The 12,803-nt window shown below is 38.8% G+C and carries 11 protein-coding genes and 1 pseudogene; 1 reads left to right on the forward strand and 11 read right to left on the reverse strand.

All coding sequences use genetic code 11. The annotated features are described in order from the left end of the window. Nucleotides 1–178: 178 nt before the first annotated feature. From BDE27_RS03550 to BDE27_RS03590, 9 genes and pseudogenes are all read right to left on the reverse strand, one after another. Nucleotides 179–508 (reverse strand): AzlD domain-containing protein, encoded by a 330-nt coding sequence (locus BDE27_RS03550; RefSeq protein ID WP_099133982.1) that lies wholly within the window; start codon nucleotides 506–508, stop codon nucleotides 179–181. Continuing rightward, entirely contained in the window at nucleotides 505–1,230 is a 726-nt protein-coding gene (locus tag BDE27_RS03555) for an AzlC family ABC transporter permease (protein WP_167450535.1), read from the reverse strand. The genes BDE27_RS03550 and BDE27_RS03555 overlap by 4 nt, the downstream gene beginning before the upstream one ends. Nucleotides 1,231–1,237: 7 nt before the next feature. Beyond that, nucleotides 1,238–2,254, reverse strand: a complete 1,017-nt coding sequence (gene sbnB, locus BDE27_RS03560) for a 2,3-diaminopropionate biosynthesis protein SbnB (RefSeq protein WP_099133984.1) — start codon at nucleotides 2,252–2,254, stop codon at nucleotides 1,238–1,240. Between the two features lie 34 nt (nucleotides 2,255–2,288). After that, a complete protein-coding gene (sbnA, locus tag BDE27_RS03565; RefSeq protein ID WP_099133985.1) occupies nucleotides 2,289–3,248 on the reverse strand; it encodes a 2,3-diaminopropionate biosynthesis protein SbnA in 960 nt (319 codons plus the stop codon). 732 nt (nucleotides 3,249–3,980) lie between these two features. Then, a complete protein-coding gene (locus BDE27_RS03570; RefSeq protein WP_420882907.1) occupies nucleotides 3,981–5,555 on the reverse strand; it encodes a DUF5906 domain-containing protein in 1,575 nt (524 codons plus the stop codon). Nucleotides 5,556–5,624: 69 nt separating this feature from the next. After that, nucleotides 5,625–5,704, reverse strand: a pseudogene (locus BDE27_RS20350) (IS1 family transposase); the annotation flags it as partial. A 179-nt stretch (nucleotides 5,705–5,883) separates the two neighbouring features. Further along, nucleotides 5,884–7,977: a peptidase domain-containing ABC transporter gene (locus BDE27_RS03580; RefSeq protein ID WP_099133989.1), complete on the reverse strand. Its 2,094-nt coding sequence runs from the start codon at nucleotides 7,975–7,977 to the stop codon at nucleotides 5,884–5,886. Between the two features lies 1 nt (nucleotide 7,978). Then, a complete protein-coding gene (locus tag BDE27_RS03585; RefSeq protein WP_099133986.1) occupies nucleotides 7,979–9,193 on the reverse strand; it encodes an HlyD family secretion protein in 1,215 nt (404 codons plus the stop codon). 45 nt (nucleotides 9,194–9,238) lie between these two features. Beyond that, complete coding sequence (locus BDE27_RS03590) at nucleotides 9,239–10,312, reverse strand: JmjC domain-containing protein (protein WP_167450537.1); 1,074 nt, start codon at nucleotides 10,310–10,312, stop codon at nucleotides 9,239–9,241. Between the two features lie 482 nt (nucleotides 10,313–10,794). On the opposite strand from BDE27_RS03590, the gene BDE27_RS03595 reads away from it, so the two are divergent. Then, a protein-coding gene (locus BDE27_RS03595; RefSeq protein ID WP_099134150.1) for an IS5 family transposase occupies nucleotides 10,795–11,561 on the forward strand; the annotation gives its coding sequence in 2 pieces (ribosomal slippage) (nucleotides 10,795–11,170 and nucleotides 11,170–11,561; 768 coding nt in all). Between the two features lie 20 nt (nucleotides 11,562–11,581). Here BDE27_RS03595 and BDE27_RS03600 read toward each other — a convergent pair. After that, nucleotides 11,582–11,812 (reverse strand): hypothetical protein, encoded by a 231-nt coding sequence (locus tag BDE27_RS03600; RefSeq protein WP_099134154.1) that lies wholly within the window; start codon nucleotides 11,810–11,812, stop codon nucleotides 11,582–11,584. Between the two features lie 99 nt (nucleotides 11,813–11,911). Further along, nucleotides 11,912–12,753 (reverse strand): IS5 family transposase gene (locus BDE27_RS03605; protein WP_120211323.1). Its coding sequence is split into 2 segments (ribosomal slippage): nucleotides 11,912–12,411 and nucleotides 12,411–12,753, totalling 843 coding nucleotides; the frame shifts between segments, so codons are not numbered across the junction. Nucleotides 12,754–12,803: the final 50 nt, after the last annotated feature.

The following is a 12,803-nucleotide window of genomic DNA, read 5'->3' on the forward strand; positions in this document are numbered from 1 at the left end:
GGCACTTGACCGACAGACTGATATCCCAAAAATGCCAAATTCGAGCGGCCAGAAGAGCTGCTATAATGGAGTCTGCGCCAAGTTGTAGCAGGTTCTGCTGTAGCAGTTTCTCTGGCTCAACTTCTGGGAAAAACTCCTGTAAGAGACGGAGAAAATCTGGTTGACTAGCATTCATTAGTTAGCTCCCCATCAACGCACGTAACGCGAGAAACACCAAATAACCCACCAAAATGACGCCGAAGAAGTTTTTCATCCGCGTTGCAATGATGACAGTTATCAACGTAGCCAGCATAAAGGTATTACCCAAAGAAAGATTCAGTGCTGCTGTCTGTGTGTCTATCATCACACCGTTAGCGATAATAACGGTTAGAATGGCTGGCGGCAGTAGTTCAAATGCATCCTTAATTATCGGTGGCAGAGTAATATAATTAGCGAAAATAAACGCTATGCTGCGCACAGCAAACACTGTGACACCCATGGCTAGGATCACCATCATGGTATGACTCATTGTTTCACCTTCTTTATCATCTTCCGCTGGCGCAGCTCTTGTACCAATTTAACAATAGTCACCGAAGCAACACAGGAGATCAGAATGCCAAGGTTATAAGGTAGACGAGCGCACAACACCCATACCGCCAGCGCAACCAATGAAACAGCCAGATTGCGAGGCACCTTCAGATAGGGAACTAGCATGGCGACAAATGTGGCGTAGGCAATAAACTCCAGCCCCCAAGCAGACGCAAAAGCTGACAACATATCGCCGAGAAACAGCCCGATAGCGGTGCCTATGATCCAGTTAAAATAAAAAATCAGCACACAACTCATAAAATAGATATTTTTATCTGTCTGTTGCCCTGATTCACTAAAGCGTTCTTTTGCCATCACAAATACGGCATCGATCAGGCCAAATGCCAGCATAATGCGCCAACTGAGTGGGATTGCCTTCACCTCATCAATCAACGAAATAGCGTAGAGAAAAAAGCGTAAACTCAGTAGCAAAGTAGTGATCAGTGCTACCATCAGTCCGGTATGCGACAGGATTAACTGCAGCCCAACAAACTGGGCAGCGCCGGAATAGATAAAACCAGACATTACTAGGCCATCTTTGATAGTCAGGCCACCCGATATGACCAGAGCTCCAAACACTACTCCAGAAAGGGTTGATGAAATTAGAAGAGGTAAGGAGCGCCTAAAAGCCAGCATCACTTCACGTTTAATCACGCTACTCATGTGTCGATCAACTCCCGCTATATGCGTCAGGGAAGAAGTTATAAATGCATACTTTATCTTCTGCATTGAGTGTCTCCAGCAGCTGTTGTGCTACTGCTAGATCGAGGATTCCCATACCAAATGGCGAGAATATACGCGGTCGGTTATTGTCTGGAACAACGCGCTGTTCGATTAAATCAGCGATTCCCCCTGCCATAAAATCATGATGACCTACCTGTTGACTAGCGAGGTGGGGTGAAGTCTGCGCTTTCAAGCAATGGCTGACATCATCCGCTACGTTCTGTCCCGCCAGAATTATTTCTGGTGCCAGATCACGTAATGACATGTGTAGCACAGTCGGCGCATGGCTAAACCAAGCGGGAGAAGTAATATAGGGTTGGCTAGCTGAAGTGGCAATCAGTACCATATCTGATTCACTGATGGTGGATTCCAACGATGCACTGCAACTGGTTCCAGCCCAACCAATGGACTTATCGCGAAACATTTGGCTACGGGTTTCACTGAGATCGCACACACAGAGTGTATCGATTTCCCATCCCATTTTTACCAGTAATCCTAGAGTACGGTATGCAATAGGACCGCATCCTACCACGCCAAGCCGTTTGATCTTTTTTGGTGTTGGATGCAAGTAACTGGCACCGAGTACTGCCGAGGCAGCGGTACGTGCTGCACTGATCAGACTGCCCTCAAGGCAGGCGCGCGGATAACCTGTATGTCGGTCATTAACAATAAGCACTGCCGAAGCACGATCCAACCCCTTATCAATATTTTCTGGGAAGCTGGATATCCACTTAATACCCGTAATCGGGTTATCGCTTTCGATGGAAGCAGGTAGTGCAATAATCCTCTGCCGAGGATGATCTGGAAAACGAAGAAAATAGCTGTCCGGACTGATAGTTTTCCCGTAAGCATGTTGCAGATAAGCCTGTTTGACCGCCTCCACAAGAGTGTCGGGGTTCGCATTGAGCCAAGGAGCGATTTGTGCGGCACCAATTACCGTAAAAGAAGGTGTTGTATTTGCCATAATTACTCTTTATTCACGTGTTATTTAAAGTGTCCTAGACAACCTCTGCTTCCGGCTGCAGGATAGGAAAGTGGGTTTTTACCCAATTGGGGTTATAAATAGTATCGATATAACGATCTCCCATATCCGGTGAAATAGCCACTACACATGATCCTGCGGGGAGAATAGCAGCATATTGCTCAATACCAGCCAGTACCGTGCCTGACGATCCGCCTAATAGCAGACCGTGTTGAGCTAACCGATGACACATTGCCACGGTATCAATTTCTGGAACCATCAGTAGTTCATCAAAACTTGAATGAGTGCGGATTGCAGGAGGATTGCTGGTGCCAAGACCGGGGATAAGACGTTTTCCGGCTGGGTGACCAAAAGTGACGGAACCTTTACTGTCCACTGCAATTATACGGGCAGAAGGTGCGTGTTCCCGAAGATAGCGTGACACCCCGCCTAATGTACCAGTTGTACCCGCACCGATAAAAACATAATCTGGTGAGGGAAAAGCGTCCAGAATCTCCGGTCCAGTTGAGAGATAATGAGCCCTGACATTTTCCTCATTTTCATATTGGTTAATCCAGAGCAACTGTTCATCCTGCGCAAGCATAGATTTGATCAGGTTGATACGGGTAGCAAGAAAACCGCCATTTTCATCCCGTGCCTGCACAACAATCAATTTTGCTCCGTAGGCCTCAATAATGCGTGCGGTCTGCGGTGAAATGTTAGGGTCACTGACACAGGTAAATTTGTAGCCTTTAGCAGCACAAATCATTGATAATGCTAAACCGAGGTTTCCTGATGAACTTTCAATAACTCGCATGCCTGGAAGTAGTTTTCCCTCACGTTCCAGTTGCGTTATCATGTGCAGTGCTGACTTGAATTTTATCGAACCCGTGGCCGAAAATCCTTCCAGTTTCAGGTTTACATTAATTCCGTTACCAATGCATATTTTTATAAAAGCCTTTGAAAACAAAAAGTAATGCGAGTTGTCAACAATCATTTACTCTTCCCCATTCACTATTTTTCTACATGCTTGATTTGGGTGATATATGTTAAAGTAAAAACATAAACATGTTATTTTATTAAACCATTAATAAAATTAGTGATTATTTTTACCACAACATCTGAAAGTTAAACAACAGGATATTAAAAAATATCATAATATTTTTTAATATAAGAGTAATGTGTTGGGAAAGATCAAAGATGTGAAGTTGGATGTTTTTTTATTGGCAATAATAAAATTATGTCATGATTGAAGGTATAGTTGGCTATCCCTCAAATTAGTTTCTGATATACTGTTTAAAACCTCCCAACAATCATTTTGACCTGTGATTACACTAACGCGCTGCGCTTGTCTTCTCCGATTTACCGGGCTAATAAATTATCCAGGTAAATCGGAGAGCTAAAAAACACCTGCTAGAGAAAACTTTTTTGCTTACCCCACCCTATTAGAGAATTAGTAATAAAACTGTTCACCCTATTCACCTTTGAATATTTTTATTTAAATTCATATTGTTAAAGGATGATGACTTGAAATTGAACTCATCACCACTCTTCACCCAACCATTCACCTCATATCTGAAAAGGGTGAACAGTAGTGAAGAGTTGTGAACAGTTTAAAAATAACTATTCACCCTATAATACATTGATATATAGGGTTTAAATTATAGAGTGAACAGTGGTGAACACTTTTTTATATTTCTTTGAAAACTATCAGCAATAAAGAAAAAAATTATTCTTCCGGTAGGTTATCCCTTGTCAGTTTTGGCATCCACTCGATGGCGGTATCAAGATCTAGATTCAAGTTGCTACGAATGCCGTGTTTGCTTTTCTTACGCAGGTAATGCTGACCGTACTCTGCCAATGCGCCAGACATATCCATGCCAAAACGCGTTACAGAAACAGGTTTGTTCAGGTTATTGCCTTTCATATAAGCAAGGTAAGCGTGATAAAGATATTTACGGGGATTGAACGGCATAATTTCCGCATTGCCGATTAACAGGCCATCCGCTTCATCGGTCGCAAGCAGGTAGCCGCAGAAATCGACCAGTGGATCGGTGCTGCGTTTGATATCTAATGCTTCCGCAGATTTTTGTTGCTCTGCCAGTAAATGTCTTGCGGCTTGTGGTTCAGCGAACCAATGAAGCAGGTGCCGGATAATCACAGGCAATTCTGCTGCGATTTTATCCCGCAAGAGTGGATCACGTTCATTTTCCGGTACGACTTCGGAAAAGTTGAAAATCACCCGACGCCGCGATACACCACCACTGCGATCACTGAAACTCATGGCGTTGTTATTTACCGCCAGTACCACTGCTGGAATATGGGTTGAATAGGGCTGTTTGTGCTTCGGGTCAATGGCAACTTCGTCGTCGCCTGTAATCGCCTTGATACCGGAGCCATCGCCCACATAGCGGGTTTGGTCTGGTAAGATAATCAGAGAATAACCGACAATCAGCGCCCGTTCCCGTGGGTTTTCCAGTGCCGCCATACTGGCAGAAACCGTATTGCCTTTGCCTGCCAGCATCGCGCAGATTTCAGCAAAGATGCTTTTGCCACTGCCTCCGGCACCAGTGACTTCCAAAAATAACTGCCAATCGTAACGGTTTGCCAGCACCATAAACAGCGCTGCCAGTACCCGATCAAACTTGTTCTCACAGTTGGCCGTTGCCCGATTGAGCCAGCGCCAGAACTGTGGGGCATGGTCTTGCAGAGTTTCCTCCGAAATTGGGGAATTGAATTCAACGTCATTGGCAAGCAATAACCAATCATGTTTGTGGTGAGGCCGGAACTGGCATGTTCTCAGATCAAACACGCCATTGCTGAATCCGATTAAGTGCCGTTCTGGTGGCTGCATCATGGGAAGCTGTAATTTCAGGGCATCCACCGCAGAGCTGATGCCATGCGGTGAGTACGGTAGTTTCTCTTCCATGAAGGCTGCCACCATTTCCCGTTTTAAATCGCGGTCACTAACCGGACACCAGACAGTACCGTCATAGTGATGAACGGTTTCCGAAGCGCTATCCAATGCTAAATCACCGTCATAACGCGCCAGCAAGACTTCCCCGCGCTGGCTGGCTCCCATCTGGCATAATGTCAGCTTGGAAGGTTCGGTATCATTAGGTTGAGCGGCTGCTTTTTTCTCGGTTGATGTTGGTCGATAAAGCCTCTGAAAAAAAGCCAATTTTGCCCTTTCCACATCATGTTGTTGGCGGTAATCGTCCCAGTCGGCTTTATGCTCTGTCGGTGGTAACGAGATCCAGCCATTCACCGTCAGCGCTGCTTTCTCTGCTGAGATCCTGCCGATATTTACTTTGGGTTTGCCGGGGCTATGCCAGTCATTATCTGCCGCAATAATGATTTTTACGTCCGGCCATCGTGGGGACAATTTTTTAAAGTGCGAACAACGGCATTAATACTGATATGCAGTGCCCGTGTTGTGTCACGGATGCTAGCTGTTGTGGTCACCAAAACTTTGCGCCCGGAACAGCCCTCACGTCAATTTCTTATCCAGAATTCTGGTTATTTAGTTGCCAGAAGATGTTTTAATTTTACCAAATTAATGTGAACCTGTTCCAATATGATAACTTGTTCTTAAATAACAAATTATCATATTGTTGGAACAGGAGTGTCATTTAAGCTTTAAAATTATTTAAATTAATAATTATATCTGCGGATTCAATTGTTTCTTTTCTATGTGCCACCATTATTTTTGTAATATTCAAGCCTTTTAGATTAGATGAAATTATCATTTCATTCTCAACATCAAGGTGACTAGTTGCTTCATCTAAAAATAAAATCTTAGGGTCTTTGTATAATGCTCTCGCCAAACATAATCTCTGTTTTTGGCCTCCAGATAAAACAGTTCCCATATCTCCAATTAATGTTTCATATTTCATGGGCATTTTCATTATATCATCATGTATTGCAGCTATTTTAGCACAATTTACCGATTTTTCTATATCAGGTTTTTCATCGAAAAAAGTTATATTATCCATAATGGAGCCAGAAAATAATGCATCATCTTGTGCAACATAACCTATACTATCCCTGATGCTTTTAATATGAGATTCATTAACTGCAACATTTCCAATTATGACTTTCCCTTCTGTAGGTAGAATACTACCCATCATTAAATTAAGCAATGTTGACTTACCACATCCCGAAGCCCCTATTATAGCAGCAGAATCTCCAGCCGGGATATTGAAAGATAAATCCTTTATCAAATAAGGGGAGTTATCATTATATTTAAAACAGAGATTTTTAACTTTTACATTACTTGACGATATTTCTTTTTCTTTCAGAGATAAATCAGAATTAAACTCTGTTTCAGTTAGGACAATATCTGATAATCTCTCAAGATGAATTCCTAGCATTTTCAACGAAATAAACTGATCAATAAGAGATAGAACTCTAGACTCAAATTGGGATTTATATGCCAAAAATGACATTAAGATTCCAATAGTAAATACATTATCAAATATAAGAAGTGTACCTAAATACACTATCAATATATTTTGAATTCCAAATAATATTTTATTAACAAAAGAAAAGAGCAAAGATAATCTTTGAGTTTTAAGACTTGAATTAAGTGTATCAATAGATAATGATAACCAAGAGTTATATCTATAATTTTCTTTTCCGAAAATTTTTATCGTTTTTATACCTCTTATTGTTTCCATAAAGTTAGAACTTAGTTTTGCTGCATGAGCGATATTTTCTTTAGAAATTTCCCTTAAAGGAAAATACCATGCAATTCGTATGACCATATAAATAAGAAGTGTAATTATTGATATTAGAGCCAATTTAAAATTATACATTAGCATAATAAAAAGCGTAATTACAGATACAAAACTATTACATATAGAGATAAAAAAAGAAGATGTTAAAGTATTTTGTATACTATCAATAGAAGAAAATCTTGATATTATATCACCCAAGTGCCTTTTTCTAAAAAAATCTATTGGCAAATTGATTAAATGTGTAAAAACATTTGATTTCCATTGTATGTTCAAATTAGTACTAATATATGTAGTTAGTAAACTCTGCACAATAGTTATAACTTGTTCAAAAATTAGTAATATGCCAAATCCAAACGATAACAATAATATTAAATTTTTGTCTTCAGAAACAACCCCATGGTCAATTATTAATTGCATATAATATGGGCTAATAAGCGCAAAAAACTCTAGTGCAAAAGCTAAAAATAATATTTTTATTATTGATTTTTTTACTCCTGATATATTTCTAATAAACTTTGAAACATTTACTCGTTCTTTAAAAATATCCTTTTTGAAATCATTATTTGGCCAAAATTCAACAGCGATACCTGTAAAATAATCGGAAAAATCATCAAAGTTTAAGTATCTTATACCAATACTTGGATCCAAAATAATTATTTTTTTTGATAATACCTTTTTTAGCACTACAAAATGATTAAGCCCCCAGTGGAGAAGACATGGTAATGTCAGTTGTTCTATTTCATCAATATCTAAACGAATTGCTCTATAGGATAGATTTAGTTCTTTAGCATAGTTAGTAATATCATTAAGATTTATACCAGTAAGGGGTACAGAAAACTTTCTCCTAAGTGAAAGTAAATCAATCTGATACCCGTGAAAAGAAGCAATGGACGCGAGGCAAGCTAAACCACATTCAGCCATTTCTGTTTGCAATATAACTGGCAAATTATTAGAAGACCAAAATCTAATCTGATTCAATTTTATCATTTTAAATACTATCATTTATTGAAAATAAAGGCTCAAACATCCACTCATATAATTTTCTTCTTTCATGCAAAATGTCCGCATCAATAGTCATTCCAATCTCCAATGGCTTCTTGATTTTATTAATTTCAATATATTGTTTTTCAAGCTCAGCCTTTATTAAGTAAACTGGTTCATTTGTGGCATTTAATGCTGGAAATACACTTCCTATACTTTTTACTTCCTGAGCAGCCATAGCAGATCGACTAACAGATGTAACTTTTGCCTTGAATATTCCAAATTTTTGATATGGATATGCTGAATATTTTATATTTACAATATCTCCGATTTTTATAAATCCTATAGACTGATTAGGTACATATAAATGAAGAACAAGATCTTGGTTACTAGGAACTATACTCAATAGTAATGTTGATTGATCCACATATGAGCCTAACTCAAAATTGTTAATATTAACAAAGCCGGATGAATTGGCTCTTATTACAGACTCAGTCTGACTTTCAATATTTAAGATTTCTTGGTTAACAGAAGACAATACTCTTTCTATTTCTTGTCGTTCTATAATTTTTTTTAATGGAGCCTCCTCAATTTCCAATTCTTTTTCAGTAATTAAACGATCTATTACTATAAGGTCTTTTTTAGTTACATTTAGTCTTTCTAATTGTTCTAACTCATTACTCTCAATCGAAGACATATATTCTTTTGATATAAAACCTTTTTTTTCTAAATTTCTATATCTATATGTATTTTCCCTTAAATCATTTAATCTCTTTTTTTGTATTTTTATTTGAATTTTTATTTGTTCTTTTTGTTTAATTAAACCATTAAGATTATTTTTAAGCAACTCAATTCGGTTAACTTGAAGAGACTCCATTTTATTGATCTCATTGATTAATGTAATTTTCTTTAGAATTGCTTGTTCTTTTAAACTATCCTGCAATGTTCCTTCATTTATATACTGAGCCTTATAAATAACACCTAAAACATCCCCTTTTTTAACAAATTGTCCATCCTTAACCTTAATATCACTAATAACACCACTTTCTTTAGAGTAAATCTTAGACATTCCATCTTTAGGATAAACTTGACCTTTTATTGATGTTTTTCTAGAATATTCAGTAAAAATGATAAATATAATAATAAATATTACAAGCAAGCTGGAAAGGTATGTCAATACAGTAAAAACAAATGGACTGGTCAAAACCATTTGGCCAGCCATAGGTATTGATTTTTTTTCAAAGCTTCTTGACGAAAAAGGTCGCCTTTATAAATCATTTATGATTTCTAATATATTTTGATAGCCAAGATTATAAATCAGTTCTTTCATTTTTTCATGCATTTCAGTTTCAAAGAAAGAGAGTAATTTTTTAAGAGAAATATATGGATTATCATCAATTTTCTTAAGCAATTCAGTAGATCCATGATCTAAGTTTAATTTAATCCCATTACAAATTACATATCCATCATCTATAGATAAATTATTATTTGAATTTATTCTTAAATATGCCTTGTCAGATAGTTTAGATTTATTATTGCAAAATAAATCTAAATTCAATTTATTTGGTGTTCTTTGTTCTGAGCCAATTGATTGTAAAAATTCATTATATGCTTCTTCTGAACCTAAATATTTAAAAATAAACTTTGATAAATCCTCAATTTCGCTTTTAGCTTGTACCCATGATCTAGGAAGAGATTTCCTCCCTATCTCAAAATCATTTATTTTATTTGATAACCAGTATAAATAATTAAAGACATAAGGTGGAAAAATTCCAACAGATAAATGTATAGTCTCTTCACCAACAGGTAATGGATTATGCCACCAACCTCTAGGAAGATAAAGAACATCTCCAGCCTCCAATACGAAATCATCATATGGTTCAGAAGGACATGGATATATATCCTCCATATCCTTTGATTGATGTACATACAAAGGGTTTTGAAATGATGGCTCATAAATAACCCATCTTTTTTTGCCAGTTAGTTGTATTACAAAAATATCTCTGCTATCCCAATGGGGTTTAAATGAACTTTTCTCTCCATAAGATAAATATATACTTGAAAAAGTATGACTATCTGTCAATGAAGAACAGCATTTAGCTAAATAATCAATTTTAGGTTCGTTGATAATACCATTTGCAACTAATGTTGCACCAGCATTTAAATAATCATATAACTTAGAGTAGATATATCTATATCTTGTATTCCCTAAATCTTGATAAGATTCTAGGTATTCTCTTTTATCTAGAATACCATTATACATTAACTTAAGTCCTTCAAATGATTCTAAGTCAGAACGATTGTATATATCTTCTATTTCACTCCTGTTTATAAAATTCACATCATATATGCCCTTAAATACATATGTTTTTTTTCAAAAAAATTATCTAAAAAATATTTCTTTTCAATATTAAAATTAATTGTCATCATATTTACTATTTTTACAATAAATGTAGATACTAACATAAATTAATTATAATAATTTGAACATGAGTTGTGCATCATAATCAAAACGTAATAAATAATAAATAATAAATAATAAATAATAAATAATAAATAATAAATAATAAATAAGAGTACTGAGCACACCCCAAGTTCAAAATGATATATAAAATAATATCCTTATCTAAGGAAGTATCTAAACATATATAGTTATGCGTTCATGTCAGGGGGAATGAAATTACTCATTCTATTGATATAAAAGGGAATTGAATTTCATTCAGTGAAATTTAATCACATATAAAAAGATACTAGATGGTGTCGTCATGAGAAATTTCGTGCAATAATAATGCCCCATCATTCCATCATAAGAGTTGATTAACCATGAGTACACCTGCACACCGCCGCCACGATATTTCAGATCGCGTCTGGAGCCTACTTGAACCTCATTTGCCAGGACGTCAAGGCGCTTGGGGGCGTGTAGCTGAAGATAATCGGCGTTTTATCAATGGGGTGTTTTGGATTTTACGGACGGGTGCGCCTTGGCGAGACCTACATACTGATTATGGTGACTGGAAAAATACCCACCGCCGTTTTTGTCGCTGGAGAGATAAAGGGATATGGGAAAAACTGCTCGAACAATTGGTTAATGACCCCGATTTCGAGTGGTTAATGATTGATGCCAGCCATATTAAGGTTCATCCTGATGCGACAGGCGCTAAAGGGGGTAATCAGGAGATGGGGCTCACAAAAGGGGGCTCAATACCAAGATACATTTGGCCGTGGATGCGCATGGTATGCCGGTCAGAATTGTTATTACAAGCGGTACCCCAGCAGATTGTTCACAAGCTGAGGCCTTAATTAAAGGACTCGATGCAGAGCATCTATTGGCGGACAGGGGCTATGATAGCAATGCAATAGTAGAAAAAGCGAAACAACAGGGCATGCAAGTCCAGATCCCTAGCCGGAAAAATCGGAAGGTCGCCAGAGAATATGATCGTGAACTCTATCGGCTTCGCCATTTGGTTGAAAATGCTTTCCTTCATCTTAAGCGCTGGCGTGGTATAGCCACTCGCTATGCAAAAAATAGCGCGTCTTTTCTTGCCGCAGTGCAAATCCGTTGCCTTGTCCTTTGGCTGAAAATCTCATGACGACAGCATCTAGGTTAATATTAACAATAATTACAACCTGTATCCCCGCAGTAGTGACTTCCACTTTCTGGTACTGGAGGTCTTGTAAACAAATCCCGTATAAATGATGAGCCTGCAGCCCTGCGACCAGCCTCAGCACCTGCAGCTTGCTCAACTACCCCTCCTCCTATTCTACCGGCCAGACCTCCAACAATCGCACCACCTACAGTACCAACTCCTGGAACAACACTTCCAACCGCAGCACCCGCCATAACTCCAGCCTGAAAGCCAGCCCATCCTCCAACCTGTTTACCAACTACGCCTCCAGCTACTGCTCCTGCTACCTGATTGGTGTAACTAGGCTGCGTCCCTTAATTAGATAACCGCCTGTAAAAGAGTCGAATACAGCCTAATTTCACCATGGACAAATAGTTTCGGGCGGTTTTTTCGTAACGGGTTGCAATACGCCGATTTCCTTTCAGAAAACCGAAACAGCGTTCGACAACATTGCGGTCACGATAAGCCTGTTCATCAAATTGCGTACGACCATCAGCACTGCCTTTTTCATTGATTTTATAAGGAATAACGCTTTTGATCCTCAATTTACGCAGATAACCGCGGAGCTTTCTACTCGAATACCCTTTGTCTGCCAGCACGGCTTTGCCACGTCGTTTCATGAAACCATTTTTGCGTTGTATACCAATGCCGTCGAGCAAAGGGATGGCGGATTGACTTTCATGAGCTTGCCCAGCGGTCAACATCAGGTTGAGGGGAAAACCCTTTCCGTCGGTTGCCAGGTGGATTTTGGTGCCATAACCACCGCGTGAGCGACCCAGCGCATGATCGTCAGTGATATCGGGATGTTTTTTTTCGCGCCTGCGGCATCTTTACTCGCGCGAATATTGCTGCCATCCAGGCAAATTTCAGCCCAGTCAATCAAGCCTTTTTCATCCAGAATGGACAGTAACCGATTAAATATCTTGTTGATAATGCCCGATTTTGACCAGCGATTAAATCGGTTATAGACCGTTTTCCAAGGGCCATAGCGTTCAGGTAAATCACGCCACGGTGCCCCGGAGCACAAGACCCAGAACATCCCATTCATCACACGGCGGTGTTCAACATGTGGACGTCCTGCTCGCTCTGAATGGACCGGGGGCAAACAAGGTTCTATCACTATCCATGCGTCATCAGGAATGTCGTAGCGTGCCATCATCTTTTTCCCATATTGAAAACAGTTTAGATGAGAATACTATCAATTTA

The sequence above is a fragment of the Xenorhabdus ehlersii genome (genome assembly GCF_003610465.1).
Taxonomy (GTDB): domain Bacteria; phylum Pseudomonadota; class Gammaproteobacteria; order Enterobacterales; family Enterobacteriaceae; genus Xenorhabdus; species Xenorhabdus ehlersii.

Coding starts and splice junctions, on each gene's coding strand:
- BDE27_RS03550 (WP_099133982.1), bottom strand. CDS start 508: ATGAGTCATACCATGATGGTGATCCTAGCCATGGGTGTCACAGTGTTT.
- BDE27_RS03555 (WP_167450535.1), bottom strand. CDS start 1,230: ATGAGTAGCGTGATTAAACGTGAAGTGATGCTGGCTTTTAGGCGCTCC.
- sbnB (WP_099133984.1), bottom strand. CDS start 2,254: ATGGCAAATACAACACCTTCTTTTACGGTAATTGGTGCCGCACAAATC.
- sbnA (WP_099133985.1), bottom strand. CDS start 3,248: ATGATTGTTGACAACTCGCATTACTTTTTGTTTTCAAAGGCTTTTATA.
- BDE27_RS03580 (WP_099133989.1), bottom strand. CDS start 7,977: ATGATAAAATTGAATCAGATTAGATTTTGGTCTTCTAATAATTTGCCA.
- BDE27_RS03585 (WP_099133986.1), bottom strand. CDS start 9,193: ATGGCTGGCCAAATGGTTTTGACCAGTCCATTTGTTTTTACTGTATTG.
- BDE27_RS03600 (WP_099134154.1), bottom strand. CDS start 11,812: ATGGCGGGTGCTGCGGTTGGAAGTGTTGTTCCAGGAGTTGGTACTGTA.